This is a genomic window from Kocuria sp. U4B (assembly GCF_054875615.1).
In genome coordinates, this window is record NZ_CM142180.1 from 274,779 (window position 1) to 300,712 (window position 25,934).

Sequence of the window (25,934 nt, forward strand, 5' to 3'; positions counted from 1 at the left end):
CACGCCGGGCACGCCCACAGCGGAACGGGAAAGGCATCTCATGGGGTCGACATCGGGCGCTGGTGCCCACGCTTCCTCGGTCCCGACCCTGGTCGAGTCGATCCGGGACTGGACGAGGCTCTCCTGCCGCTCCTTCGTGCCGCTGACCTGCACGACGACGTCCCCCCGCACGTTCCGGGGCGCCATGGTGACCCGGCAGGCCGGGAAGGTGCACCTCACGCAGCTGCGCTTCGGTCCGCACGTCGTCGAGCGGGCTCCGGTGGCCCCCGGGGATCCCGGGGCGGGCCGGTTCAAGGTCGGGGTGCAGCTGGAGGGGCGCGGGATCGTCGAGCAGGCCGGCCGGTGCGCTGTGCTCCAGCCCGGGGACATGGCCCTCTACGACACCTCGGCGCCCTACCGGCTGGAGTTCCCAGAGGAGTCCCGCCTGCTGGTGCTGATGTTCGACCACGCCGTCCTGGACCTGCCGCCCAACGCGGTGGCCCAGCTGCGGGCTCGCCGGACCGGGCCGGAGGATCCCGTCCACCGGATGGTGGGCTCCTTCCTGGCCTCGATGGCCGAGCACCTGGGCGAACTCACGGGGATGACCGGCCAGCGGATGGGCAACTCCGCCCTGGATCTGCTCACCACGTCCTTCAACCACGCACTCGACGAGCAGGCGGCATCGTCGGCCGACGGGAAGGACCGGTTGCGCGCCAGCGTGCACGACTTCATCGAGGCCCACCTCGCGGACCCGGAGCTGGACCCGGCGATGATCGCCCGGGCCCACTACATCTCGGTGCGACGCCTGCACCAGGTCTTCCACGACGAGGGGACCACGGTCTCGACCTGGATCCGCACCCGCCGTCTGGAGCGGTGCCGCAGGGCGCTGGAGGACCCCGTGAGCGCCGGGGTGCCGGTCGCGCGGATAGCGGCCCGATGGGGCTTCACCGACGCAGCGCACTTCTCACGGGTGTTCAAGGCCGCCTACGGCACGACGCCCTCGCACCTGCGCGCGCGCTCCCTCGACCCAGGAGAAGCGCCTTGAGCACACAGTCCTGGAGCCGACGGCGTCAGCACAGACGACGAACGTGACGCCGGTGGCCCTCCCCGGACGCAGGCCACCGGCGCCACACGTGTCCGTGCGGGGCGCCGCGTCAGCCGTGGACGACCTGGGGGGATGCCGAGGTGCTTGCGGCCCTCCGGGCCGTAGCCGGAGCGCCTGGCCCCGCCGAAGGGGATGCGCGGGCCGGCGTTGCCGTGCTCGTCGATCCACAGGGTGCCGGCGTGGACGCGGGCGGCGACCTCGCGGGCCCTGGCGGGATCAGCCGTCCACACGGAGGCGCCCGGGCCCACCCCGGGACCGTTGGCCATGGAGATGGCCCCCTCCACGTCGGTGTACTTCACGATGGGCAGCGCCGGGCCCAAGTGCTCATGGGCCACCGGCGGGTGGGTGTCGTCCAGGTCGGCGACCAGGGCGGAGGGGCCGGGATCGGGCAGGTGCACCCGAGGAAGGACGCGGTGCGTCGCCCGATCCGGTCGGAGATCCCCGATACGGTCGACCCGTCGGTGGCCGATCTGCCCACGACGGCGCCTCCGGTCCGCCCGGCCTTCAGACCCTGCGGATCGACGTGAGCTCGTAGACCGTGGCCGAGCCCATCGCCGGCCCGCGGCAGGTCAGCCGAGCCGGCGGGGCGCGGTGGGCCTGCAGTTCGACGTCGACACGCGCCGGGTGAGGCGGCCTGCCGGTGATGCGGATCCGCCAGTGGTCGCCGTGCCGGAAGCTCTCGGCGACCGTGTAGTCGTTGCGGGCGGCCGGACCGAAGCGTCTGAGCGCGGCCGTGACAGCGGCCTGCTGCGGCGGGGAGAGATCCGTGTATCCGCGCAGGTGCTCGGCGTGGATGCGGCCCGCGAGGTGCTCCTCGATCGTGGCGACGGAGGACGTGGCATCGAGACCGCCGTAGTAGACGCCGTCGGGGGCGACGACGACGTTGGCGGCGAACCGGTCACCCCCGACGTGCGTGCATTCCCACACCAGGTCCGGCCAGCGCTCGCTCAGTGCCCGCCCCACAGGCCGTCCGCGCACGGAGCAGCAGGGGTCGTGCTGACCGTGGGTGCAGACCAGGAGGACGGGGGGACGGCCGAGCTCGCCCGGAAGACCGAGGGCTGTGGCGACCTGCGCCAGCTCCTCGTCGCGGTGCCACGTTCCCCAGTGCTGACGACAGGCACCGGAGTTGTCCCGGTGCAGCACGGCCCAGCGGCTGGGGCCCTCGCGACTGCGGCGGCCGTGCCGCCTGACCAGGAGCACGCGCGCCTGCGCTGCCTGCGCGGCGGAGAACACGCGGGCTTTGGTCTCCGGCTCGAGCTCGAGGCCGTCGAAACCGTTGATCGGCCACCGGCCTCGGTACTCGACGAGGACCCAGGCGACGCCGCGCGGCGCGGTTCCTGCCATCGGGTCGCCGCGCGTGCGGGCGCCGTCGGCGCAGAGGAAGCGGTCCGTGGCGGTCATCGCGGCGACGTCACTGTCCGGCGGGAACGAGGACCCCCGCCCGCAACAGTCTTCTCGTGAGGTCGACGCCAAGAGCGTCCGCGGTGTGGACCGCACCGTCGAGCAGGCGCGCGACAGCGGGCAGATCGGCCTCCGGGAAGTCGAGCCAGCCCACGCGCGTGGTCAGGCGTGAGCCCTCCAGCCGTGCTTCCAGCGCGCCACGCAGCCGCACCGGTGACCCGGGGCCCAGGTTCTCGACGGCTTCTAGCTGGGCCAGCGGTCCCAGCGGCGCCGCACGTCCCTGTCCTCGCCGGGTGCGGTGGAACAGGGCGGTGGAATCGGCCTCGGCGACGGCGGCGGTGACGCGCTCGCGGATGGCGTCGATCTCCCCGCTCGGACCGTCGAGGCCCAGGGGCAAGGTCCTGCGCATCTCGGGATCCTCGCGCAGCGCGGCAAGGGCGGCCTGGACGAGCTGTTCGGCCAGGGCGTAGCGGGTCCAGTTGTGGACCCCGAGGGTGAGGTGGATGGAGACCTCGCCCTGCGCCTGGGCGGCATGCAGCCAGCCACGCGGCAGGTAGAGGACATCACCGGGTTCGAGCACGCTGTCGATGTAGGCCCCGCCTTTCGCGGCCTCGGCCACGGCGGAGCGGCGATCGGTCCAGGGGTGATCACGCAGCGGGTCCGGGTGGACGGGCTCGTGGATGATCCAGCGCTTGGTGCCTGCTATCTGCAGGACGAAGACGTCGTGGACGTCGTAGTGATCGCCGAATCCGCGGTTCTGGGGCGGGGTGATGTAGGCGTTGGCCTGCACCGGATGCCCGAGTTCGGTGCTCAGCCGGGTCGTGAAGGCCGAGACCGGTTCCCACGTGCGGTGCAGCGCCTGCAGGACGAGGGTGGCGCCGTCGGCGAAACTCCGCCACAGCGCGGTGTCGTCGAGCTGGTCGGCGATGGTGGCGCCGACGCCTGCGGAGGAGGTGAACGAGGAGTCGGGAAAGGTGGAGCCGTCCTTGGCGACGCGCAGGAAAGGTGTGCGCAGGCCACGGCACGAGAGCAGTTCGTCGACGGCCGCGGCGGAGAACAGGTCGGAGAAGTCGCCGGCAGAGCGGGTGAGCAACGCGGTGCGCCCCCAGACGTTGCCGGCGAACTGCTCCCGCCCGATGTCGATCAGGCGGGTCTCCAGGACCCCGGCGCCTCCCGGGGCGCCGGGGTCCTGGGGATCAGTCCGAGTGGTGCTCAACCTCAGCTGCCTCGTGCTCCGGCTCCCCCGTCGGCACCGCCGTCGGCTCCCCCGTCGGCACCGCCGTCGGCTCCCCCGTCGGCACCGCCGTCGTGGACGCCCGGAGTGCCGGATGCGCCGCCGTCCGCCGGACCTTCCGCGCCCCCGTCGGCTCCCCCGTCGGCACCGCCGTCGTGGACGCCCGGGGCGCCGGACGCGCCACCGTCGGCCGGGCCTTCCGGCTGGCTCGGATCCTGCTGTGAATCAGTCATGCTTGCCCCCAGAGTGAAGTGACTCGGGTCAGGCTCCGTCACCGGCACCTGATCACCAGACCGGGCGACCCGTCATCGACACCGCCCGCGCTCACCCTATCGGGACAGGTCAGGCGTAGGAACAGGCTGTGGTTTCTTACGGGTGGAATTCACGGTGCCGAGGCCATTCCCCACGGCTGCGATGAACCGGAGGGGGACGGGGTCGTCCGACCGCGCGGCCGAGCGGACCGCGCGGCAAGGGCTCCAGCACCGATCCACCGGCGAATCGCGTCGTCACCGACCCCGAGGTGCCGATTCGACACCTGCTCGCGACCCGTCCGGCTGCCGGGGTCCCCGCCGCAGGCCGGCAGCCCCCGCGGTGCTCGACATGCCCGAAGGGGTCAGTGTGCAAAGGACACCGAGCATGTCGGCGCAAGATGCGGAAGACTGGTAGCAGGGCGACCGAGCACGGCCGCTCCCCCACCGCGGGACCACGACACTGCAGGAGACCGATCGATGAGCATGTCCGGGCCTGTTGAGGCTGAGACGGTGGTGGTGGGCGCGTTCGTCACGGGTGAGCCGCTGGATCATGCCCGGGCGGTGGCGGCGGTGCAGGAGGCGCGCACCGGGGCGGTGGTGTCCTTCAGCGGGGTGATCCGCGACCACGACGGCGGGCGCGGTGTCACCAGCCTGGACTACACCTGCCATCCCAGCGCCGGGGAGGTGATCCAGGCGGTGGCCCAGGCGGTGGCCGAGCAGTTCCCCGGGGTGCGGATCTGGGCCGCCCACCGGGTGGGGCACCTGCAGATCGGGGACTCGGCCCTGGAGGCGGCCGTGGCCGCCGCCCACCGCCAGCTCGCCTTCGCCGCCTGCGCGGCGCTGGTGGACCGGATCAAGGCCGAGGTCCCGATCTGGAAGGAGCAGCGCTTCACCGACGGCTCCACCGAGTGGGTCGGGCTGGACGCCTGAGCACCGTGGACCCGCACCCCCTCGCCCCGTCCCCGGTGGGCCCGCCCCCGGCGACCCCGTCCCCGGCGACCCCGTCCCCGGTCGCCCCGTCCCCGGTCGCCCCGTCCCCGGTCGCCCCGTCCCCGGGGGGCTGCCCGTGGGGTTGCCTGCGCTGGTGGAGCCGGGCCCGGGACTCACCGACGCGGAGCTGCGCCGCTACGCCCGCCACCTGAGCGTGCCCGAGATCGGGGAGGTGGGCCAGCGCCGGCTGAAGAACGCCCGGGTGCTGTGCGTGGGCGCCGGCGGGCTGGGCTCCCCAGCACTGCTCTACCTGGCCGCCGCCGGGGTCGGGACCCTCGGGATCGTCGACGACGACGTGGTGGAGGTCTCCAACCTCCAGCGCCAGGTGGCGCACGGGCACACCACCGTGGGGGCGGCCAAGACGGCCTCGGCCGCGGAACGGATCGGGGACCTCAACCCGCTGGTGGGCGTGGTCGAGCACCCCCAGCGGCTCACGGCCGCCACCGCCGCCGGGGTGCTGGCCGGTTACGACCTGGTCCTCGACGGCACCGACAACTTCGCCGCCCGCTACCTGGTCTCGGATGCGTGCGCGCTGGCCGGGATCCCGCACGTGTGGGGCTCGATCCTGCGCTTCGACGGGCAGTACTCGGTGTTCTGGGCCGCGCACGGGCCCACCTACCGCGATCTCTACCCGGTGGCCCCGGCCCCGGGGGCGGTGCCCAGCTGCGCGGAGGCCGGGGTGCTGGGGGTGCTGCCCGGGATCGTGGGCACGGCCATGGCCGTGGAGGCGATCAAGCTGATCACCGGGATCGGCACCACCATGCTCGGGCGGGTCGCCACCTACGACGCCCTCTCGGCGCGGTGGTGGGAGATCCCGCTGGCCCCCACCCCCGGGCGCCCGGCGGTCCCCGCCCACACCGGCGCCCACGCCGGCGAGGACGGGCCCACCGGCACGGTGCCGGGTGCGGCGGCGGGTGCTTCCGCCGGGGACGCGCCCACGGTCACCGCCCGGCAGCTGGCCGCGATGCTGGCCGCCCGGGGCCGGGGGAGGCCGACTTCGAGCTGCTCGACGTGCGCGAGCCCTACGAGGCCCGGCTGGCGGCGATCCCCGGGGCGCGGCTGGTCCCGCTGGGCGAGCTGGAGTCCGGGGCGGGGCTGGCCGGGCTGGACCCGGCCCGGCCCACCGTGGTGCACTGCAAGGCCGGAACCCGCTCCGAGACCGCCCTGCGGCTGCTCACCGGCCACGGCCACCGCGACGTCACCCACCTGCAGGGCGGGATCCTCGCCTGGATCGACCAGGTCGACCCCGACCAGCAACCCTACTGACCCGCCCCCGCCGAACCGACGCGGGACGTCGGTGCCTGCCGTGGAGGGCGGTGCTGCTCCTTCCCCATCGGAGGACTCGCGGGTTCCCGGCACGTTCGACGCTCCAGCGGCCACCGGACGCCCCACGCGGATGCCGCGGCCGCTCCCGCGACGAGGCGACAAAGAGGTCTTCGGCTCGATGTGGGAAGCAGAAGTTCCACACGTCGAGCCGAAGACCTCATGTCCGCTGAGGGCTGCTCCACCCTTCCTGGCCGCGGAAGGATCGTGCCCCGCGGCTACAAAGCCTCACTCCTAGGGAACCGGCTCTTTGTCGATTCCCGTTCCGAGACGCTCACGGTCCTTCTTCCGCCGGCGGCCGTTTCCGTTGCCGGGCGGGTAGATGGGTTGTCCGGCCGCGGTGGCGTCGATGGCCTGGAACATTCCGGTGAGCGGTTCGGCGCTCTCCCGGGTGACGAGGGTGAACTTCTGGTGCCCGTAGTCGTCCACGGCGGTGCGGATGGTGCGGCGCATCACCGAGTCGGACAGGCGCTGGCGCAGCCACATCGGATCCCGCCGCAGGTCCCGGGTGAGGGCGAAGCACAGCACGAACATCACCAGGATGAACGGCAGGGCGGCCACGATGGTCAGCCGCTGCAGCCCGCCGAGGGCCTCGGCGGGAGTGTCCCCGCCGGCCAGCAGCATCACGGCCGCGACTGCGCCCATGAGCACGCCCCAGAAGATCACCACGGGCTTGGACGGCTCCAGGGTGCCGCGGGAACTGAGCGAGCCCATGACGATGGAGGCCGAATCGGCGCCGGTGACGAAGAAGATCGCGGTGAGCACCATGGCCAGCACCGCCAGCCCCACGGTCAGCGCCTGCGGGGCGCCCAGGCCGGTGAACATGTCGTAGATCGCCGCGTCGAAGGAGATGGTGGGCACCCCGTCCACCAGAGTGGCGATCCCGTCGCCGGTGTCAGGGGTGGCCTCGGCGGTGCGCTGGATGTGGATGGCGCTGCCGCCGAAGACGGCGAACCACAGCAGGGACACCAGCGAGGGCACCAGCAGCACCCCGGTGACGAACTGGCGGATGGTGCGGCCCCGGGAGATGCGGGCGATGAACATGCCCACGAACGGGGTCCAGGAGATCCACCAGGCCCAGTAGAAGATCGTCCACCCGGACAGCCACTCCCGCATGGACTCGTCCCCCACCGCCTCGGTGCGCGCGGCCATCTCGGGCAGCTGCTGGAAGTAGGAGCCGATCGCGTTGGGAATGAGGTTGAGGATGAACAGGGTCGGGCCCACCACGAAGATCACGACCGCCATGAGCACGGCCAGCACCATGTTGGTGTTGGCCAGGAACTGGATGCCGCGCTCGATCCCGGACACCGCCGAGGCCACGAAGCAGAAGGTGAGCACCGCGATGATCAGCACGAGCAGCGGGGTGGCGACCTGACCCACCACACCGTTGAACTGCAGCCCGCTGCCGATCTGCAGAGCCCCCAGGCCCAGGGAGGCCGCCGAGCCGAACAGCGTGGCGAAGATCGCCAGGATGTTGATGATCTTCCCCCCGATCCCGTCGACGGCCCGGCGGCCGAACAGGGAGACGAACGCCTCGGAGAGCAGATTCTTGCGGCCCAGCCGGAACGTGCCGTAGGCGATGGCGATGCCCAGCACCGCGTACATCGCCCACGGGTGCAGGGTCCAGTGGAACAGCGAGGTGGCCATGGCCGTCTCGATCGCCTCGGCCGTGGACGCGTCCACCGTGGCCGGAGGCGGGGAGATGTAGTGGTAGAGCGGCTCGGCCACCCCGTAGAACATCAGGCCGATGCCCATCCCGCAGGCGAACATCATGGAGATCCACGACACCGTGCGGAATTCCGGGCGCTCTCCGTCCTTGCCCAGCGGGATGGTGCCGTAGCGTCCCAGGGCCAGCCACAGGACGTAGACCACGAACAGGGACGACAGCAGCACGAAGATCCACCCGGTGTTCTCCAGCACCCACCCCAGGGCCGCGGTCGAGACCGTGGACAGGTTGTCGGTGGCGATGAAGCCCCACGCCACGAAGGCCACCACCAGCACCCCGGTGACCCCCAGGATCACCTTGTCCAGACCCTCGAACCCCCCGCGCAGGGAACCTCGCCGCTCCTGCACACCCTCCTTGAGCGCACCGAGGATCTGGGCCTCCTCCGCCTCGGCGTGGTGCAGCTCCGTCAGATCATCCACCGGACAAGCCGGCGCTTGGGGATCCGACCCCGGACTTGCTTGAATGTTTTCATTGCTCATCATGATCCCTTCCCGGGAATATATGAGGTCGAAATACCATATTGTGAAAAGAAACAGCACCGGGTCCGCACCCGGTGAGCGGAGGTCACCACGTGCCCCGCGCCTGCGAGAGAGCGGTCCTGTTCTTTCCGTCTACCACGGCCGCGCGTCCTGCCCGCGCTTCCCTGTACTGCGAACTGCACCAGTCGGCCTGCGAACCGATTGCGGCGCCGACAGCCGAGGTGTGCAGCTGTCAGCGCCGGCAACCGGCTCACCCCTCCTGGAAGTATCATCCTCCGCACGAAGTCTGACTACATCGGGGGTGGGTGGGGTGGGGTCAGGGGCGGGGGTGGCGACGTCGCCGATCTTGTCGAGGACCCAGTCGTGGAAGGCCCCGATGTGGTGCTCGCTGGGCACCAGGACACCGCCCTTGGCGTAGACCTTCGAGCCCATGGCCGGCTGGCAGCGCTCGCAGGCGTCGAAGTCCTGCTGGTTGACCCGGTGGAACAGCTCCACCGAGGCCGAGACGTCCTTGCCCGACTCCACCACCGAGGGCAGGTAGAGCCAGTCGCACTCCACGATCGTGCGGTCCGCGGCCAGCGGGAACATCCGGTGGATGATCACGTGGTCCGGAACGAGATTGACGAACACCGTGGGCTTGATCGTGATCGCGTAGTAGCGCCGGTCGTGGTCCTCGTCCACGCCCGGGATCTTCTCCAGGCCCTCGGAACCGTCCACGGTGAAGCCCAGCACGTCCTCGCCGAACTCCGCGCCGTGGCCCACGAAGTACTGCGCGGCCAGCCCGTCGGCGAACTCCGGCAGCACCTCGGTGAGCTCGGGGTGGATGGTGGCGCAGTGGTAGCACTCCATGAAGTTCTCGATGATGAGCTTCCAGTTGGCCTTCACGTCATAGGTGATCCGCCGGCCCAGGGCGAGGTTGGCCACGTCATAGCCCTCGATCGCCTGGGTGTCGCCCAGCCGCTCCTGGATATCACCCATCACGTCCTCCTCGAAGGAGGGCGGCTCCTCGGCCAGGCACACCCACACATACCCCAGGTACTCCCGCACCGGGACCGTGACCAGCCCGTACTCCTGACGATCGATGTCGGGCATCTTCGTGAGGTTCGGGGCGGCGATGAGCTTGCCGTCGAAGTCATAGGTCCAGGCGTGGTAAGGGCACTGGAAGGACCGCCCGGCCTCTCCGGTCTCCTCCATGCACAGCTTCACCCCGCGGTGACGGCAGACGTTGTAGAACGCCCGGATCCCGTGCTTGCGGTTGCGGGTGATGATGATCGACTCCCGCCCCACCTGCACGGTGCGAAACGCCCCGGGCTTGTCCAGATCCGCCGCGCGCACCGCGCAGAACCACATCTGCTCGAAGATGCGCTCCTGCTCGGCGGCGAACACGGCCTCGTCGACATAGGTGCTCCCGGGCAGGGTGGCGATCAGGGACTCGGAGATGATGTTGGTCGACACAGAGGTCCTCCTTGTAGATCCAGGCACAACACAAAAAGAGAGAAACAGGGAAGAGATAAGGCAACAGGCCCGCAGGAAAGGACAGCAGGCGGGGAAAAGGGGGGCGGGCTCAGGCGGTGAGGCGCTGCACGGGCACGGCCGTGGCGGTCTTGGCCAGGGACTTGCGCCAGCGGGTGAACAGCCGCGGCTGGTTCCAGCCCAGCACCGCCACCGGCTCCTCCCCGGCGTAGTACACGGCCAGGAAGCTCTCCTGGCCCTCCCCGCCGTGCTCGTAGCTGATCCGGTCGGCCCCGGCGATGTCCCCGACGAACTGCAGCCGCGCCCCGTACTGGTGGGACCAGAAATAGGGCTGCTCCACGGGCAGGGACGCATCGGCGTGGCCCAGCAGCGCCCCCACCGCGATCGCCGGGCGCTCCAGGGCCCCGGTCCAGTGCTCGACCCGCCGGTGGGCGCCGGTGCGCGGATCCAGCCACGCCGCGCAGTCGCCCACGGCCACGACCCCGGCCACGCTGGTGCGCCCGACCGCATCGCACACCACCCCGTTGCCCAGCTCCACCCCCGAGCCCTCCAACCACCCCACGTTGGGCACCGCGCCGATGCCCACGACCACCACATCGGCCGGCAGCACCCGCCCGTCGGCCAGACGCACCCCGGTGAGCACACCACCGTCGATGTCGTAGCCGGCGATGTCGACCCCGCACAACAGCTCCACCCCGGCCCGGTCGTGCAGCCCGGCCACCACCGAGCCCATCTGCGCCCCCAACGGCCCGCACAACGGGGTGGGCGACTTCTCCAGCACGGTCACCTGCAACCCCAGCGCGTGCGCGGTGGAGGCGACCTCCGCGCCGATGAACCCCGCCCCGATCACCACCAGACGCCCCCCGCGCGCCACCAGCGCCCGCAGCTTCCTGGCGTCCTCCAGGGTCCGCAGCGTCAGCACGTTCTCCAGCCCCGCCAGCTCCGGCAGCGCCCGCGCCGAAGCCCCCGTGGCCACCACCAGATAGTCCGCCCGCACGCTGCGCCCGTCGGCCAGACCCACCTCACGGCTCAGCGCGTCGAAGGACACCGCCGCGACCCCCAGCACCCACTCCGCCGCCAGCTGCTCCTCATCGCTCTCCAGGGCCAGATCCTCCACCTGGCACACCCCGCTGAGGAACTCCTTCGACAACGGCGGACGATCATAGGGACGATGCGGATCATCACCGATGATCACCACCCGACCGGTGAAACCCTGCCGCCGCGCGGCCCGAGCCGCCGACAACCCCGCCAGCGAAGCACCAACAATGACCAGCGACTCCATCAACAACCCCTTCCGGGCCTTCCGGGACGGGACGCGCTGCGTCCCCGACCGACCGTGACGTTTTGCGCAAGACGCAACACTCATCACAATGTGAGATACAGCGTGGAGGCGTCCCGAGGGAGTGTCAAGGATCGGGCGGAACTTTTCACGCCCTGGTAATACAGGGGCGGCGGAGAGCGGCCCCGGCCTTGACAGGCCGCGCCCGGACCTCCACAATGTTGCGCACCACACGGCGCGTTGCTCACAGAGATGCCATTGTCGTTGCTCAGCCGCACCCGTGCGGCGGCGCGGCCCGGGCCGGACGAGGACACCGACCGACTGGAGGCGCCCGTGAAGGAGTTCGTGGAGTTCTTCGGCGGGCAGTCCCCCTACGACCGGCTCGACGCCGACGACCTGGCCCGCCTGGCGGCCACGGTCGACGTGGAGTTCTTCTCGGCCGGCGAGTGGGTCATCGCCGAGTACGAGCAGGCGCTGGACCGGCTGTTCGTCGTGCGCACGGGCAGCGTGGAGGTCGTCGACCGCGGGCGGGTCGTCGACGTGCTGGGCGTCGGGGACACCTTCGGGCACATCTCCGTGCTCTCCGGCCTGCCGCCGGCCCTGGCCGTGCGGGCCGTCGAGGACACCCTGTGCTACTCGATGCCGGATCCCCGGCGCACCGTGCACGAGCCCGAGCGCCTCCAGTTCTCCCACTTCAACACCCTCGTCGCCCGCGAGCGCCTCATCGCCGCCGGGGGGCCCTCGAGCCGCCTGGAGCGGCCCGTGACCGAGTCGATGCGCCCGGTCCTGTGGTGCGGGCCGGAGGACACGGTCCGGGACGCGGCGCAGCGGCTGACCGAGGAGCGCCGCGACGCGGCCCTGGTGCGGTACGGGACGGGGTACGGCATCGTCACCGACCACGACTTCCGCGCGAAGGTCGCCACCGGCGCGGTGGGCCTGGACGCGCCCGTGAGCAAGATCGCCAGCCGCCCGGCGCTCAGCGTCACCAGCGACGCCACGGCGTGGGCGGCCTACCTCAGCATGGTGGACCACGGGGTGCACCACATGGTCGTGACCACCGCGGCGGGTGATCCGGCGGGGGTCACGGGCGTCATGGACCTGGTCGGGGCCGACGTGCACCACCCCCTGGTGGTGCGCAGCGCCATCGCCGCCGCGCGGACGCTCGACCAGCTCGCGGAGGCCTGCGAGCTGATGACCCCCACCATGGTCGAGCTGTGGGACGCCGACGTGTCCTCCGCCCAGCTCGGCGCCGTCCGGGCGGCCATGGTGGAGTCGGTGGTCCGCAAGGTCCTGGAGCTCGAGCCCGTCCACCCGTCGCTCGGGGGCACCCCGAACTCGTGGCTCGTCCTCGGCTCGGTGGCCCGGAGGGAGCCCCTGCCGGCCTCGGACGTCGACACGGCCCTGGTGTGGCAGGACCGCGACGGGGCCCCGGGTCCGGGTGCCCCCGCGGTCCGGGACGCGGCGACGGCCACGCTGGAGCACCTGGTCCGGTGCGGCCTCCGATTGTGCCCCCACGACGCCAACGCGTCCCACCCGGCCTTCGGCCGGCCCGTCGAGCACTGGATCGGGGCGGTGGACCGCTGGATCGGCCAGCCCTGGGAGAGCACCCACCTGGTGCTCGCCTCGGCGCTGCTCGACGCCCGGCCGCTGACCCACCCGCGCCTGGGCCAGGTGGTCCAGGGGAAGCTGCTGGCCGGCTCGCGGCACGACGAGTTCGTCCAGGCCATGCTCCGCTTCGCCCTCACCGACCGCCCCCCGGCCGGGTTCGTCAAGGGCTACGTGGTCGAGCGGTGGGGCGAGCGCCGCGGACGCCTGGACGTCAAGCGTGCCGGGCTGCGCCCGGTGGTCTCCCTCGCCCGGGCGCTGGCCCTCCGGGCGGGCGACGTCTCCGGCACCACGCCCGAGCGCCTGAGCCGCGCGGCGCAGGAGGGCCTGCTCAGCACGGAGGAGGCGGACACCCTGGAGGGGGCGTTCACGCTGTTCCACGGGCTGCTCGTCGACGAGGAGATCGAAGCGCTGCGCAACGGCCGGCCGGCGGCCACCCACCTCAGCCCGGCGGCACTGGACCCGCTGCGGCGCCGTCACCTGCGCGAGGGCTTCCGCGCGGTCGAGCGGATCCAGGAGCGGATCCGCAGCGACCGCAGGCTGGGCCTCGCGTGAGCCCCCCGCAGCGGCCGGTCTCGAGGCTGCGCCGCCCGCCCCGCCGGACCACGGCCTTCGGCGGGTGGAAGGAGACCGAGTACTGCGCCCTGGACCTGGAGACCACCGGGCTGGACCCGGCCCGCGACCGCGTGGTCTCCTTCGGGGCCGTGCCCGTCGTGGGCGGCCGGGTCGTGACGTCGTCGTCCCTGTACAGTCTCGTCAACCCGATGACCGCGGTCGGCCGGGAGGCCGTCGTGGTCCACTCCCTGCGCGCGTGCGACCTGGACCGGGCGCCCCGCCTCGAGGAGTGCCTGGACCAGCTGCTGGAGATGCTCTCCGGCCGCGTGCTCGTGGCGCACTCCGCCTGGGTGGAGACGGGCTTCCTCCGGGAGGCGCTGCGCCGGCGGGGGCGCCGCTTCCCCCTGCCCGTGATCGACACGGCGGTCCTGGCGCAGCGCACCCTGTCCCTGCCCCGGGTGCGGGACGGCTACGACGTGTCCCTGGAGTACGCCACCGCGGCCGCGGGACTGCCCGCGCACACCCCGCACCACGCGCTGGGGGACGCGGTGACCACGGCGCAGCTGTTCATCGCCCTCGCCGCGCGGCGCTCCCAGCGGGAGTACTGCACGGCCTCGACGCTCCTGCGCCTGTCCCGCCGCGAGCCGCGCACGCCGGCCTGGCTGGATCCCACCGCTCCCTGAGGCCGTTCCCCGTCCCGGTGGCCCACGGGCCGGTGGTCGCGCGGCGCCTCGGCGCCCGCACGCGAACGGGCGGGGAAGGCCGGTCCTGCCGGCCTCCCCCGCCCGTGAGCCCGGTGCGCGTCCCGCGCACCGGGCTCACACCAGCGCGGGATCCTTGGTGTCGCCGATCGGGTCCTGGTCCTCGTGGCGCGCCCCGACGGCGGGCGCGGCCGGCGTGGCGGCGGCCGGTGCCTCCGCGGCGGCCGCGTGCTCGGCGAGGACGCCGGTGCGGTGGCGGATGCGCAGCCGGAACAGCAGCAGCCCGACCACGGCCACGGCGCCGATGAAGAGGACCCCGCCCCACTGCACGTACCAGGCGAAGGGCGCGACGGGGTTGTAAATCGCCTGGCGGGGCCAGATGAGGTTCACGGTCATGGCCGCGCCCCACACCACCGCCACGAGGTTCACCGGGACCCCCCAGCGGCCGAGGCTGAAGCCGGTCTCCACGCCGTCGCGCAGCGGCCACTGCCGGGCGAGGCGGTTGCGCAGCATCGGGGCGGTGACCAGCAGGTAGGACAGGTAGATGAGCACGATGCAGATGCTGGAGAGGATCGTGAAGATCGCCGGCTGGGTGATGTTCACGAGCAGCGGGATGAGCGTCAGGCCACCGGTGACGACGGCGGCGACGGTCGGGGTCTTGCGGACCGGGTGCACCCTGCTGAGCTGGCGGCTGAAGGGCAGGTTGTTGTCGCGCGCCATGGCGAACATCATGCGCATCGCCGCGGCCTGCACCGCCAGGGTGCACACCACGATGGCGACGACGATGCACACCAGGAACGCCTTGCCGAAGGGCCCGCCCAGCACCGAGAGCACGATGTACTGCAGGCCCCCGCTGGCCTCGCCGATCTTCGGGTCCTCGAGGTCCGGGGCGGCGAGGATGCCGAGGAACAGCAGCAGGCCCCCGAGGACGAAGGACGCGGTGACGGCGCGCAGGATCGCCTTGGGCGCGGTGCGCTTCGGGTCCCTGGTCTCCTCGCCCAGGGAGCTGGCGGTGTCGAAGCCGTACATCACGTAGCCGGAGGCCAGCGCGGCGACGAGGAAGGCCCCGAAGAAGCCCATGGGCTCTCCCTCCCCGATGCCGCGGGTCTCGAACAGCACACCGGGCCCGCGCACGACGTGCCAGCCGAGGGCGAGGATCAGCAGCACCGCGGCGGCGAGCTCGATGAACACGCCCGTGCTGTTGATCCGGGCCGCCAGCTTGACCCCGAAGGCGTTGACGAGGGTGGTGAACGCGATGAGGAGGCTCGCGAGGATGACCCCGTTGACGGCGTAGTCGTAGGTGCCGGTGCCGTCGCCGACGATCTGGAAGCCGCTCCAGATCTGCGGCAGCGTCAGCTGCAGCGCCAGGGCGACCACACCGATGGTGATGATCGAGGAGACGAGCAGCAGCCAGCCGGCCATCCACGCGGTGGTCGGGGAGGCCAGGCGCTTGGACCAGTTGTAGACGGAGCCAGCGACCGGGTAGCGGCCGGCGAGCTCGGCGAAGCACAGCGCCACCATGAGCTGGCCCACGAAGACCATGGGCCAGGACCAGGCGTAGGCGGGGCCGGCCGTGCCGAAGCCGAAGTAGAAGAGCTGGAACACGCCGGTGAGGATGGAGATGTAGCTGACGCCGGCGGCGAAGCTCTCGAACCGCCCGATGCTGCGGTCCAGGGACTGGGCGTAGCCGAACTCCTCCATGCCGCTCGAAGCGATGGCGTGGGATTTCTCTGACATGGGCATCCTCTGGATCTCGAGACGGTCCGGAGGACCGAGGTCGGGTGTGGCGGACGAGACGAGCGCAGGCGACGGTCCGCACCGGGGCCCCCGAGGTCCCCGGCGGCGCCGGGATTGTGCAGCCTGCGCAACACTCATCGCAAGGTGAGCTAAAGCTTGGGGGTGCGCCGGGGGGCTGTCAAGGTCCGGCCGCCACTTCGCACACAGCGGACAGCCCGGTGACATGTTGGGCACGACACCGCCCGACCCCTTGACACCTCTTCCGGCCAGCTCCCAGGATGTTGCACATCGCAACGCTTGTTGCGCAGGGCGGAATTCCGTCCTTCTGGTTCACCCCCGGCCGGCTCCGGGGCTCATGGAAGGATCCGGTGCGATGCACAAGGCCTGTTTCCTCAAGGACCTCGCCCCCGGCGACGCCCTCCGGCTCGACACCACTCCCCCGATCGCGGTGTTCCACACCGAGGAGGGCGAACTGTTCGCCATCGACGACACCTGCACCCACCAGGACGCCTCCCTGGCCGACGGCTGGGTCGAGGGCTGCGAGGTGGAGTGCCCGCTGCACGCCTCGAAGTTCGACCTGCGCACGGGCGCGGTCGACTCACCCCCGGCCAAGCTGCCGGTGCGGGTCCACCGCGTCGAGGTCGTCGACGGCGAGGTGCTGATCGAGGAGTCCGCCGAGGCCCCCAACCTTCCTCCCGGCCTCACGGCCGGCGGGCACCAGTCCCAGACCAGCTGAATGCCGTCCCGCCCCCGCCACCAGGAGGAGCATCCATGAGCACCACCCCCCGCGTCGTCGTCATCGGCGCCGGCATCGTCGGCACCAACCTCGCCGACGAACTCGTCCAGCGCGGCTGGACCGACGTCACCGTCCTCGAGCAGGGGCCGCTGGCCCTGCCCGGCGGCTCGACGTCGCACGCCCCCGGCCTGGTGTACCAGACGAACCCGTCGAGGACGATGACGCACTTCGCCCGGTACACGGTGGAGAAGCTCGTCTCCCTGGGCTGCTTCAACCAGGTGGGGGGTCTCGAGGTCGCCACCACGCCCGAGCGTCTCGGCGAGCTCAAGCGCAAGGTCGGCTACGCGGCGTCGTGGGGGATCGACGGGCACCTGCTGGACGCGGACGAGGTCGTGCGGCAGTACCCCCTCCTGAACCCGGAGATGGTGCTCGGCGGCTACCACGTGCCCACGGACGGCCTGGCCCTGGCGGCCAAGGCCGTGCAGGTGCTCATCGAGCGCAGCACCCGCGCCGGTGTCGTCTTCCGCCCGGAGACCACGGTGACGGGCATCGAGCGGGCCAACGGCAGGGTCACCGGGGTGACCACCACCCAGGGCACCGTGCCGGCGGACATCGTCGTCTCCTGCGCCGGGTTCTGGGGGCCCGCCATCGGCGAGATGGTCGGCATGCCCTGCCCGCTGCTGCCGCTGGCCCACCAGTACGTCTTCACCTCCGCGGTCCCGGAGCTCGTGGGCAAGCACGACGCCCCCAACGGGGCCACGCTGCCGATCCTGCGCCATCAGGACGCGGACCTCTACTACCGGGAGTGGGGCGACCGGATCGGCATCGGCTCCTACGCGCACCGCCCGATCCCCGTCGACCTCGCGGACCTGCCCCGCTACGACCCCTCGGAGATCAGCCACGACCGGATGCCGTCCCGGCTGGACTTCACCCCCGAGGACTTCACGGAGCAGTGGGCCGAGAGCCGCCGCTTCCTGCCCAGCCTGAAGCACGCCGAGGTCGCCGAGGGCTTCAACGGCATCTTCTCCTTCACCCCCGACGGCGGCCCGCTCATCGGCGAGTCCCCGGACGTGGCCGGCTTCTACGTCGCCGAGGCCGTGTGGGTGACCCACTCCTCCGGCGTCGCCAAGGCCGTGGCGGAGCTGCTCGTGGACGGGCGGTCCGAGACGGACCTGCACGGCTGCGAGGCCACCCGCTTCGAGGAGGTGCAGCTGACCCCGGAGTACGTCGAGGAGACGGCCCAGCGCAACTTCGTGGAGATCTACGACGTCCTCCACCCCCTCCAGCCCAAGGAGTCCCCGCGCAACCTGCGGGTGAGCCCCTTCTTCCTGCGGCAGCAGGAGCTCGGCGCCTTCTTCCTCGAGGGAGGGGGCTGGGAGCGGCCGCAGTGGTACGAGGCCAACGCCCGGTTCCTCGACGAGCTGCCCGAGCAGTGGCGCGAGCCGGAGCGGGACCCCTGGTCGGCGATGTTCCACTCCCCCGTCGCGGCCGTCGAGGCGTGGAAGACCCGCACGGCCGTGGCCATGTACGACATGACCCCGCTCAAGCGCGTGGAGATCGAGGGACCGGGGGCCGGCCTGCTGCTCCAGCGGCTGAGCACGGGCAACGTCCTGCGCAAGCCCGGCGCCGTGACCTACTGCCTGCTCCTCGACGAGCAGGGCGGGATCCGCAGCGACATCACCGTCGCCCGGCTCGGGGACGAGCTGTACCAGGCGGGCATCAACGGCCACGTCGACGTCGCCTACCTCTCCGCCGCCGCCGACCGCCAGTCCGCCGAGGACCCCGCCTCGTGGGTGCGGGTGCGCGACATCACCGCGCAGACGTGCTGCATCGGCCTGTGGGGACCGCGCGCCCGGGACGTCATGGCCAAGGTCTCCCGCGACGACCTGTCCAACGAGGGGCTGAAGTACTTCCGCACCAAGCAGATCTGCGTGGGCGGGCTGACCGTGACGGCCATGCGCCTGTCCTACGTCGGCGAGCTGGGCTGGGAGCTGTACACCACCGCCGACCAGGGCCTGCGGCTGTGGGACCTGCTGCACGAGGCCGGCCAGGAGTTCGGCATCGTACCCGCCGGCCGGGCCGCCTTCAACAGCCTGCGCCTGGAGAAGGGCTACCGCTCCTGGGGCAGCGACATGACCACCGAGCACACCGCGGAGGAGGCCGGCCTGGCCTTCGCCGTGAAGACGGACAAGGGCGAGTTCGTCGGCGCGGCGGCGGCCGCGGCCGCAGCGGACCCCCGCCGGCGGCTGCGGTGCCTGACCGTCGACGACGGCACGTCCGTGGTCCTCGGCAAGGAGCCCGTGTACGTCGACGGCACCGCCGCCGGCTACGTCACCAGCGCCGCGTACGGCTACACCGTCGGCCGGCCCGTCGCCTACGCGTGGCTGCCCGCCGACGTGACGGAGGGCGACGCCGTGGAGATCGAGTACCTCGGCGAACGCGTCGCCGCCACGGTCAGCGCCGAACCGCTCGTCGACCCCGGCATGGCGCGACTGCGCGGCTGAGCGACGGGGGCCGTGGCCGGCGGACCGCCGGCCACGGCCCCCGTGCTCTCCCGGGTTCCCGGCGGGCTCCTCGTCCAGGGCCCAGGCCGGGTGGGACGAGCCGGGCGACCCGCCCGGGCGACCCGCCCGGGCGCGACGCCCGGGTGGAGGCGCGGACCACCAGCTCGGGCTGGAAGCTGACGTGGCGGTGGTCGGGGTCGGCGATCCCGTCCTCGAGCTGGTCCACCGCCGTTCGCCCGATCAGCCGGGCCGGCCGGCGGCGGGGCGCGGGCTCAGGTCCCGCAGAACGTGCGGTAGGTGGCGCCGAAGTCCTCCGGCGGTGCGGCGGCATAGCGCTCCAGGCCGGGCCGCTCGTCGTAGGGGGCGGTCACCGCTTCCAGGAGGCGGCCGAGCGGTTCGAGGTCCCCCTCGACGGCGGCGTCGAGGGCCTCCTCGACGAGGTGGTTGCGGGGGATGTAGACGGGGTTGACCCGGTCCATCGCGTCGGCGTCCGGGCCCGCGGCGCGCCAGCGCTCCGCCCAGGCGTCGAAGGCGGCGAGGTCGAGCACCAGGTCCCGGGCGGGCCGGGCGTCGCCGCGGGCGGCCGCGCCGAGGCCGCGGAAGAACGAGGTGTGGTCCACGTGGTTGGCCTGGAGCAGCGTGAGCAGCTCGTGGGCCAGGGACGAGACGACCTCGTCGTCGAGCTCCGCGGACAGGCCGAGCTTGGCCCGCATGCCCGCCGACCACGCCGTGCTGTACTGCCCGGGGAACGCGTCGAGCGCCGCCACCGCCAGGGCGACCGCCTGCTCCTGGTCCTCGTGGAACAGGGGCAGGAGGGTCTCGGCGAGCCGGGCGAGGTTCCACTGCGCCACGACCGGCTGGTTGCCGTAGGCGTAGCGCCCGCCCGCGTCGATCGAGCTGTAGACCGTGGCCGGGTCGAAGGCGTCCATGAAGGCGCACGGCCCGTAGTCGATGGTCTCGCCCGAGATCGTCATGTTGTCGGTGTTCATGACCCCGTGGATGAAGCCCACGAGCATCCAGCGGGCCACGAGCGAGGCCTGCGCGGCGACGACCGCCTCGAACAGGGCCAGGTAGGGGTTCCCGGCGTCCGCGGCGTCGGGGTAGTGCCGCCGGATCGCGTGGTCGGCGAGGCGGCGCACCAGGCCGGCGTCGCCCGTGGCCGCGGCGTACTGGAAGCTGCCCACGCGCAGGTGGCTGGCGGCCACCCGGGCGAGCACGGCCCCGGGGAGCACCGTCTCGCGGCGCACCGGCCGGCCCGTCGCCACCACCGCCAGCGAGCGCGTGGTGGGAATGCCCAGGGCGTGCATCGCCTCGCTGACGACGTACTCGCGCAGCATCGGGCCCACCGCCGCGAACCCGTCGCCGCCGCGCGCGAACGGCGTGCGCCCGGAGCCCTTGAGGTGGAGGTCGCGCAGGCGGCCCCCGGCGTCGACCACCTCCCCCAGCAGCAGGGCGCGGCCGTCACCGAGGCGCGGGGAGAACCCGCCGAACTGGTGCCCGGAGTAGGCCTGCGCCACCGGTGTGGCGCCCTCGGGGACGCGGTTGCCCACCAGCAGGCGCACGCCCTCCGGGCTGCGCAGCGAGGCGGGATCCAGGCCCAGCTCGGCGGCCAGCGGCTCGTTGAGCACCAGCAGCTCGGGCTCGGGGACCTGCTCGGCCCGCCAGGGAACGGCCATTTCGCCCAGTTCCCGGGCGAAGGCGCTGTCCAGGGTGATGGTCGGCAGCGGTGTGACGCTCATCCCGTCAACGATACAGGGGACGGCCCGTTCCGTCGCGGGCGGTGCCCGCCGGAACTAGGCGGGCACCCGGGGGTCGGCGAGCCCGTCGATCCCGACGAGCGTGGTGAACACCGCGTCGGCGAGGTCCCGCTCGTGCCGGGTCCGTCCGGCGGGGCCCCGGCGCATCAGTCCCACCACGGCCCGGCGGGCCGCGGCGAGCAGCTCCGGGTCCGAGGCCAGCTGCCGGCTCAGGTCCTCCGCGGAGCCCTCGGCCTGCTGGGCGGGCACGGGGGCGCCGTCCACGTCGAGGTAGGTCGGCTCCGGGGAGTACGTCCGGTCCACCACCGGCTCGGGGGCGAGGGCCAGGCACACCAGGGGGTTCTCCCCGTCCCCCTCCGGGTCCTCCACCACGGTGGCCACCGCCACCCCGTGGACGCTCAGGCGCGCCAGCTGCTGCGGCTCCTCCACGGGGATGTCGGAGTCGAGCGCCGTCTCCACCGCCCAGAAGCTGCCCTCGGTCGCCACCGGGTCCGGCAGCACCAGGGCCACGTAGTGGGCCAGGAACTCCAGGACCGTCTCGTATCCCCCGGTGCGCGCGAGCCGGCGCAGCTGCGGGCTCATCGCCCGCGCCCCGGAGCCCAGGTTGGGGACGGGAAGACGCCGGCCCTCCAGGAAGGCCCGCTGCAGGCCGGGGTTCACCACCGCGTCCAGGGGGCTCGGCGTGGTGGGCAGGTCCTCGGGGGCAACGTTCAGGAGCTCGTTCATCATTTCCTCCGGTGACACGGTCCGGCAGGGGGCACGGACGGTGTGGAGACGATTTTCACCCGCCGGCCGCCGCCGCGTAAGACCCCGAAGGTCTCGACTTCTCCGTGACGGGGCGGGCGGGGTTCCACCAGGGGCGCGGGCGCCGGCTGTCCCGCGGGCGACGGACGCCGGGGCCGCCGCGGCCCCGGCTCACGACCGTCGCGGCCGCTCCAGCTCCGCGCTGTCCAGGACGAGCGTGACCGGCCCGTCGTTGACCAGCTCGACCTGCATCGTCGCCCCGAACCGGCCGGTCTCCACCCGGGCCCCCAGCGCGCGCAGCGCCTGCACGTAGGCCTCGAAGACGGGCTCGCTGACCGGACCGGGAGCCGCGGCCGACCACGAGGGGCGCCGGCCCCTCCGGGCGTCGCCGTAGAGCGTGAACTGGCTGATCGCCAGCACCGGCGCGCCGAGGTCCGCGCACGACCTCTCGCCCTCCAGCAGCCGCAGGTTCCAGGTCCGCTCGGCCAGCCTCGCGGCGACGGCGGCGTCGTCGTCGTGGGTCACGCCCACGAGGGCCACCAGGCCCGGCTCGTCGATCCGGCCCACGGCGGAGCCCCCGACGGTCACGGCGGCCCGGGCCACCCGCTGCAGAACGATGCGCATGGGCCCCAGTCCACCACAGCTCCCGGCGCGGTCGCGCGACAACGGGGGCCCGCGTGCCGGAGGATAAGAGGGTGGGCGGCTGCCGGCCGCCCGCTCCGTCCCGAGCCGAAGGACCCGCTGTGCCTCCTCGCCCCTCGACCCGCATCATGGCCGCCGCCTCGATCGGCGTCCTCGCCGTCACCCTCACGGGATGCGGCGAGGACGTGCAGGAGGTCGACGCCGACTACGCCGAGATCTGCGTGCAGGAGGACCCGGAGACGGGCGAGAACGTGCGGGTCGACGACGACAACTGCGACGACGACCGCCCGCGCGGGTCGTTCATCCCGATGTTCCTGTTCCTCAACGCCAGCCGCGCGGTCTCCGTGCCGGCGGTGGGCGCCCCGGTGCCGCGGTCGTCGGGCTTCACGACCACCCGCCCGCCGGCCTCCGCGAAGGTGGCCCGGAACTTCTCCCCCTCCGGGACCTCCGTGGGCAAGACCGGGGTCTCCAAGGGCTTCGGCGGCTCGAAGAGCGGGGCGGGGTCCTGATGCGGCGCATCGACGGCCTGCCGCCCCGTCCGCACTGGGAGCAGACCGTGCGCGACGAGGGCCTGACCTACGCCTTCACCGAGCGCCCGGACGGCTCCCGGTTCTCCTACTGGAACGAGACCGCCGCCTACGTGCTCTCCCCGGCCGAGGTCGAGGAGCTGGAGTCCACCACGGACGAGCTGTACCGGATGACGCTGGAGGCGGCCCGGTACATGGCCGCCGGCAACCTGGGCACGCTGGGGCTCTCCGAGGCCGCGTTCGAGCTCGCCCAGTACTCCCTGAGCCTGCGGGAGCCCTCGATCTACGGCCGCTTCGACCTCGCGTGGGACGGCACGGGCCCCGCCAAGATGCTCGAGTTCAACGGCGACACCCCCACCGGGCTCGTCGAGGGCGCGATCTGCCAGTGGTCGCGCGTGGAGGCGCTGCACCCGGGACTGGGCGAGGAGCACGCGCAGTTCGACCAGCTCAACGGCCTGTGGCCGATGCTCGTGGAGCGGTGGCGGCAGCGGCTGCCGTCGTCGGCGTCGAAGGTCCTGCACGTGGCGTACACCCGCGAGGAGGAGTCCGGGGAGGACGCGGCCAACGCCGCCGTGATGGCCGCGACCGCCGCGGAGGCCGGCTACCGCACGGTCCTGCTGCCCGTGGAGGACGTGCGCTTCGACACCCGCGCCAACCACTGGGTGCACGCCGCGGGCAGCGTGGACGACCCCGCGGTGGTCTCGGGCATCGAGGAGCTCTTCGCGCTGCACCCGTGGGAGGTCATGGTCGACGACGGGCCCGGCGCGTTCGTGCTGGGCGACCCCCTGCTGATGCACCACTGGTACGAGCCGGCCTGGAAGATGTTCTGCTCCACCAAGCTGCTGCTCGTGGCCCTGTGGCGCTGCTTCCCCGGCCACCCCAACCTGCTGCCCGCCTATCCGGACGGACCCAACGGCCTGGCGGAGTGGGTGCGCAAGCCGATCTTCGGCCGCGAGGGCGACGGCATCGAGATCCGCGCCCGCGACGTGCACGTCCGCTCCCCCAACCCCCACCCCTCTCCGATGGACGTGTGGCAGGGCTACGTGCCGCTGCGGAACTTCCCGGGCTCGGACGGGGCGCCCAACCACCCGGTCGTCGGCTCCTGGGTGGTCGGCGACGCCGGGGCCGCCGGCGTCGGCATCCGCGAGTCCGACGGCCCGCTCACCGACTACTGGTGCCGCTTCGTGCCCAACATCATCGACAAGAAGGGCGTCCTGTGACCGCGCACCTGCTCCCCCGGTCCATCTCCACGGCCACCTCGGCGGTCATCGGCGCGACCTCCATCGCCCCGCTGTACTCCGCGGTGGTCACCCTGGGCCTCATGCACGCCCTCGTGGGCCGGTGGACCCCGGTGGTGCTGGTCGCCGCCGTGGTCCCCATGGCCGTCGTGTCGGTGTGCTTCGCGCGGCTGGACGACCTCTACGAGGACCAGGGCACCGTCTACCGCTGGGCCCGGGAGGCCTTCGGGGAGTTCGCGGGGTTCCTGAGCGGCTGGGGGCTGTGGCTGTCGGCGACCCTCGTGCTCGCCTCCCTGGCCTGGGTCACGGCCGACTCCGCCCTCTTCGCCCTGGGCCTCGACCCGGGCGCGTGGACCACCACCGGGGTGGCGGCCGCGCTCATGGCGGTCTTCGCGGCCGTCTCCTCCACGGGGATCCGGGTCTCGGCGGCCGTGCAGGCGGTGCTCGCCGCCCTGCAGCTGGTGGGGGTCGGCGTCCTGGTGTGGGCCACGCGCACGGCCCCGGTCCTCGCCGACGGCACGGGGACCGCGGACGGCGAGTGGAGCGGGTTCTACACCGACGTGCTCACCGGCGGCGAGCTCACCGCCGGCAACCTGGCCGCGGCCCTGCTGCTGGCCCTGTTCCTGTACTGGGGCTGGGACTCGACGTTCTCCCTCACCGAGGAGTCCACCACCCAGCGGGCGCCGCGGGTCTCGGCGTGGATCGCGCTCGCGGTCGTGGCGGCCGCCTACGCCCTCATCGGCTGGGCCTACGTGCCCGGGGCCTCGGTGGGCTCCCCGCTGCTGGCGTCCCTGGTGGCGGTCTCGGCCGGTGCGTCCATCGGCACCACGATGATCCCCACCTCCCGCGGGCTGATGTCGATGGCCCGCGGCGGGCACCTGCCCCGCCGGTTCGTGTCCCTGGCCTTCGCGACGTGGACCACCGCGGCCGTCGCCGCGGCGTGGATGGCGTTCTCGGGCTCCCTGTTCGACGACTCGATCGGGATCATCTCGGTGCTCGTGGCGCTCTACTACGGCCTGGCCTGCGCGGCGGCCGCCCGGCTCGCCCGCACGGCCGGCACCCGGGCGCTCGGGGTGGCCGGGGCGGTGCTGATGGGCCTCGCCCTGGCCCTCACCGGCTGGGAGTACGTGCTCTCGGCCACCTGGGTCGGGGTCGGGGTGGCGCTGGTGCTGCTCGTGGTCCCGCTGTGGTTCCTCCTGGGCCGCGGGCGCGACCCGCTGCCCGGCGCGCACGAGCGCGCCCCGCACCTGGAGAGCCTGCGGAACTGACCGGTCCGCTCAGCCGAGCACGCTGAACCCCCGCGGCAGGGACCGGCGGCCCGTGAGGGCCTGCAGCACCGCGGGCACGTGCCCGCGCTCGGCGGCGATCTCCACGAGGGTCAGGGCGGCGTCGGCCAGCACGTGGCCGGGCGGGGTGCGCTCCAGCCCGCAGGCCGCGGTGATGTCGAGCCCGTGCACGGCGAGCTCGAAGGTGCGGGTCGGCAGGTAGGCGCTCAGCCGCGTGCCGCCGACGACGGTGCGGATCAGCGGGTCCTCCCCCACCGGCACCCGGGCCAGCGCCTCGCGGGCGTCCTCGAGCGCGCCGCGCACCACGGACGCCGGCTCGTCCCCGAGCGCCCGCCCCGCGGCCACGCCGCGCGCGGCGACCTCCTGCGGGCCCGTGGCCCCGCCGGAGAGCACGTAGTACTGCCCGGTGCTCGTGCAGGCCGCGACGTCCGCGGGCTCGCCGAGGTAGGCGGCGAGCGTGACGAGGGCGCGGTGGGTGTGCCCCACCAGCGCCCGGACGTCCCAGGCGCCGAGACCTGGCCGGGCCCACACGTCGTCGTCGGAGCGCTCGGCGAGCTGCTCGATCTCGTCGACGAGGCGGGCGAAGAACACCCCGGCCTCGAGGAAGGCCGTGCGGGCGGCGGCGGGGTCGCGGTCCATGGGTCCCCCTCGGCGGAGCGGCA

Annotated in this window: 21 protein-coding genes and 1 pseudogene; 11 read left to right on the top strand and 11 right to left on the bottom strand. The window is 72.8% G+C overall.

The window, feature by feature from the left end; genetic code table 11:
• The first annotated feature begins 40 nt into the window (after positions 1–40).
• Entirely contained in the window at positions 41–1,024 is a 984-nt protein-coding gene (locus ACYSMR_RS01265; RefSeq protein WP_251334263.1) for an AraC-like ligand-binding domain-containing protein, read from the top strand.
• On the opposite strand, the gene ACYSMR_RS01270 is transcribed toward ACYSMR_RS01265, so the two are convergent.
• The 3 genes from ACYSMR_RS01270 to ACYSMR_RS01280 all read right to left on the bottom strand — a co-directional run bounded on the left by ACYSMR_RS01270 (position 964) and on the right by ACYSMR_RS01280 (position 3,701).
• Complete coding sequence (locus tag ACYSMR_RS01270) at positions 964–1,482, bottom strand: aldehyde dehydrogenase family protein (RefSeq protein WP_461747132.1); 519 nt, start codon at positions 1,480–1,482, stop codon at positions 964–966. The two genes, ACYSMR_RS01265 and ACYSMR_RS01270, sit on opposite strands and share 61 nt — an antisense overlap.
• 106 nt (positions 1,483–1,588) lie before the next feature.
• Complete coding sequence (locus tag ACYSMR_RS01275) at positions 1,589–2,485, bottom strand: sucrase ferredoxin (RefSeq protein ID WP_461747133.1); 897 nt, start codon at positions 2,483–2,485, stop codon at positions 1,589–1,591.
• Between the two features lie 10 nt (positions 2,486–2,495).
• Positions 2,496–3,701 (bottom strand): cupin domain-containing protein, encoded by a 1,206-nt coding sequence (locus ACYSMR_RS01280; RefSeq protein WP_461747134.1) that lies wholly within the window; start codon positions 3,699–3,701, stop codon positions 2,496–2,498.
• 92 nt (positions 3,702–3,793) lie between these two features.
• Between ACYSMR_RS01280 and ACYSMR_RS01285 the strand changes: the two genes are divergently transcribed.
• The 3 genes and pseudogenes from ACYSMR_RS01285 (at position 3,794) to moeB (ending at position 6,226) form a co-directional block, all read left to right on the top strand.
• Positions 3,794–3,943: a hypothetical protein gene (locus ACYSMR_RS01285; RefSeq protein ID WP_461747135.1), complete on the top strand. Its 150-nt coding sequence runs from the start codon at positions 3,794–3,796 to the stop codon at positions 3,941–3,943.
• A gap of 504 nt (positions 3,944–4,447) precedes the next feature.
• Positions 4,448–4,900: a molybdenum cofactor biosynthesis protein MoaE gene (locus ACYSMR_RS01290; protein ID WP_461745352.1), complete on the top strand. Its 453-nt coding sequence runs from the start codon at positions 4,448–4,450 to the stop codon at positions 4,898–4,900.
• Positions 4,901–5,036: 136 nt separating this feature from the next.
• Positions 5,037–6,226: pseudogene (moeB, locus tag ACYSMR_RS01295) on the top strand (molybdopterin-synthase adenylyltransferase MoeB).
• Between the two features lie 291 nt (positions 6,227–6,517).
• Here the strand turns inward: moeB and ACYSMR_RS01300 are convergent.
• The 3 genes from ACYSMR_RS01300 to ACYSMR_RS01310 form a co-directional block, all read right to left on the bottom strand.
• Positions 6,518–8,488: a BCCT family transporter gene (locus tag ACYSMR_RS01300; protein WP_251334297.1), complete on the bottom strand. Its 1,971-nt coding sequence runs from the start codon at positions 8,486–8,488 to the stop codon at positions 6,518–6,520.
• Positions 8,489–8,620: 132 nt separating this feature from the next.
• The gene (locus ACYSMR_RS01305; RefSeq protein ID WP_461747136.1) at positions 8,621–9,943 is read right to left on the bottom strand and encodes an aromatic ring-hydroxylating oxygenase subunit alpha; all 1,323 of its coding nucleotides are present in this window, start codon (positions 9,941–9,943) and stop codon (positions 8,621–8,623) included.
• 109 nt (positions 9,944–10,052) lie between these two features.
• On the bottom strand, positions 10,053–11,243 hold the full coding sequence (locus tag ACYSMR_RS01310; protein ID WP_461747137.1) for an NAD(P)/FAD-dependent oxidoreductase: 1,191 nt from the start codon (positions 11,241–11,243) through the stop codon (positions 10,053–10,055).
• A gap of 330 nt (positions 11,244–11,573) precedes the next feature.
• On the opposite strand from ACYSMR_RS01310, the gene ACYSMR_RS01315 reads away from it, so the two are divergent.
• A complete protein-coding gene (locus ACYSMR_RS01315; RefSeq protein WP_461747138.1) occupies positions 11,574–13,400 on the top strand; it encodes a putative nucleotidyltransferase substrate binding domain-containing protein in 1,827 nt (608 codons plus the stop codon).
• Entirely contained in the window at positions 13,397–14,083 is a 687-nt protein-coding gene (locus ACYSMR_RS01320; protein ID WP_251333335.1) for a 3'-5' exonuclease, read from the top strand. Before ACYSMR_RS01315 ends, ACYSMR_RS01320 begins: the two co-directional genes overlap by 4 nt.
• Positions 14,084–14,218: 135 nt before the next feature.
• Here the strand turns inward: ACYSMR_RS01320 and ACYSMR_RS01325 are convergent, their stop codons facing one another.
• On the bottom strand, positions 14,219–15,838 hold the full coding sequence (locus ACYSMR_RS01325; protein ID WP_251333336.1) for an APC family permease: 1,620 nt from the start codon (positions 15,836–15,838) through the stop codon (positions 14,219–14,221).
• A gap of 373 nt (positions 15,839–16,211) precedes the next feature.
• On the opposite strand from ACYSMR_RS01325, the gene ACYSMR_RS01330 reads away from it, so the two are divergent.
• A complete protein-coding gene (locus tag ACYSMR_RS01330) occupies positions 16,212–16,574 on the top strand; it encodes a bifunctional 3-phenylpropionate/cinnamic acid dioxygenase ferredoxin subunit (RefSeq protein ID WP_251333337.1) in 363 nt (120 codons plus the stop codon).
• Between the two features lie 35 nt (positions 16,575–16,609).
• Entirely contained in the window at positions 16,610–19,078 is a 2,469-nt protein-coding gene (locus ACYSMR_RS01335) for a GcvT family protein (protein WP_461747139.1), read from the top strand.
• Positions 19,079–19,350: 272 nt separating this feature from the next.
• Here ACYSMR_RS01335 and ACYSMR_RS01340 read toward each other — a convergent pair whose 3' ends face one another.
• The 3 genes from ACYSMR_RS01340 to dtd all read right to left on the bottom strand — a co-directional run bounded on the left by ACYSMR_RS01340 (position 19,351) and on the right by dtd (position 22,203).
• Complete coding sequence (locus ACYSMR_RS01340) at positions 19,351–20,817, bottom strand: protein adenylyltransferase SelO (protein ID WP_251333339.1); 1,467 nt, start codon at positions 20,815–20,817, stop codon at positions 19,351–19,353.
• A 54-nt stretch (positions 20,818–20,871) separates the two neighbouring features.
• Positions 20,872–21,561, bottom strand: a complete 690-nt coding sequence (locus ACYSMR_RS01345) for a hypothetical protein (protein WP_251333340.1) — start codon at positions 21,559–21,561, stop codon at positions 20,872–20,874.
• 189 nt (positions 21,562–21,750) lie between these two features.
• Positions 21,751–22,203, bottom strand: coding sequence for a D-aminoacyl-tRNA deacylase (dtd, locus tag ACYSMR_RS01350; RefSeq protein WP_251333341.1), 453 nt, complete (start codon positions 22,201–22,203; stop codon positions 21,751–21,753).
• A gap of 119 nt (positions 22,204–22,322) precedes the next feature.
• On the opposite strand from dtd, the gene ACYSMR_RS01355 reads away from it, so the two are divergent.
• From ACYSMR_RS01355 to ACYSMR_RS01365, 3 genes are read left to right on the top strand one after another with little or no spacing between them, the layout of a single operon-like run.
• Complete coding sequence (locus ACYSMR_RS01355; RefSeq protein WP_251333342.1) at positions 22,323–22,730, top strand: hypothetical protein; 408 nt, start codon at positions 22,323–22,325, stop codon at positions 22,728–22,730.
• The gene (locus ACYSMR_RS01360) at positions 22,730–23,968 is read left to right on the top strand and encodes a glutathionylspermidine synthase family protein (RefSeq protein ID WP_251333343.1); all 1,239 of its coding nucleotides are present in this window, start codon (positions 22,730–22,732) and stop codon (positions 23,966–23,968) included. The genes ACYSMR_RS01355 and ACYSMR_RS01360 overlap by 1 nt, the downstream gene beginning before the upstream one ends.
• Positions 23,965–25,254 (top strand): amino acid permease, encoded by a 1,290-nt coding sequence (locus ACYSMR_RS01365; RefSeq protein ID WP_461747140.1) that lies wholly within the window; start codon positions 23,965–23,967, stop codon positions 25,252–25,254. Before ACYSMR_RS01360 ends, ACYSMR_RS01365 begins: the two co-directional genes overlap by 4 nt.
• Before the next feature lie 9 nt (positions 25,255–25,263).
• On the opposite strand, the gene ACYSMR_RS01370 is transcribed toward ACYSMR_RS01365, so the two are convergent.
• A complete protein-coding gene (locus ACYSMR_RS01370) occupies positions 25,264–25,911 on the bottom strand; it encodes a maleylpyruvate isomerase N-terminal domain-containing protein (protein WP_461747141.1) in 648 nt (215 codons plus the stop codon).
• Positions 25,912–25,934 lie beyond the last annotated feature (23 nt).

What these genes read in the sequence shown, in the direction of transcription:
- ACYSMR_RS01265 (WP_251334263.1), top strand. Translation starts at nt 41, where the DNA reads ATGGGGTCGACATCGGGCGCTGGTGCCCACGCTTCCTCGGTCCCGACC.
- ACYSMR_RS01275 (WP_461747133.1), bottom strand. Translation starts at nt 2,485, where the DNA reads ATGACCGCCACGGACCGCTTCCTCTGCGCCGACGGCGCCCGCACGCGC.
- ACYSMR_RS01290 (WP_461745352.1), top strand. Translation starts at nt 4,448, where the DNA reads ATGAGCATGTCCGGGCCTGTTGAGGCTGAGACGGTGGTGGTGGGCGCG.
- ACYSMR_RS01300 (WP_251334297.1), bottom strand. Translation starts at nt 8,488, where the DNA reads ATGAGCAATGAAAACATTCAAGCAAGTCCGGGGTCGGATCCCCAAGCG.
- ACYSMR_RS01310 (WP_461747137.1), bottom strand. Translation starts at nt 11,243, where the DNA reads ATGGAGTCGCTGGTCATTGTTGGTGCTTCGCTGGCGGGGTTGTCGGCG.
- ACYSMR_RS01325 (WP_251333336.1), bottom strand. Translation starts at nt 15,838, where the DNA reads ATGTCAGAGAAATCCCACGCCATCGCTTCGAGCGGCATGGAGGAGTTC.
- ACYSMR_RS01330 (WP_251333337.1), top strand. Translation starts at nt 16,212, where the DNA reads ATGCACAAGGCCTGTTTCCTCAAGGACCTCGCCCCCGGCGACGCCCTC.
- ACYSMR_RS01335 (WP_461747139.1), top strand. Translation starts at nt 16,610, where the DNA reads ATGAGCACCACCCCCCGCGTCGTCGTCATCGGCGCCGGCATCGTCGGC.
- ACYSMR_RS01340 (WP_251333339.1), bottom strand. Translation starts at nt 20,817, where the DNA reads ATGAGCGTCACACCGCTGCCGACCATCACCCTGGACAGCGCCTTCGCC.
- ACYSMR_RS01345 (WP_251333340.1), bottom strand. Translation starts at nt 21,561, where the DNA reads ATGAACGAGCTCCTGAACGTTGCCCCCGAGGACCTGCCCACCACGCCG.
- dtd (WP_251333341.1), bottom strand. Translation starts at nt 22,203, where the DNA reads ATGCGCATCGTTCTGCAGCGGGTGGCCCGGGCCGCCGTGACCGTCGGG.
- ACYSMR_RS01360 (WP_251333343.1), top strand. Translation starts at nt 22,730, where the DNA reads ATGCGGCGCATCGACGGCCTGCCGCCCCGTCCGCACTGGGAGCAGACC.
- ACYSMR_RS01370 (WP_461747141.1), bottom strand. Translation starts at nt 25,911, where the DNA reads ATGGACCGCGACCCCGCCGCCGCCCGCACGGCCTTCCTCGAGGCCGGG.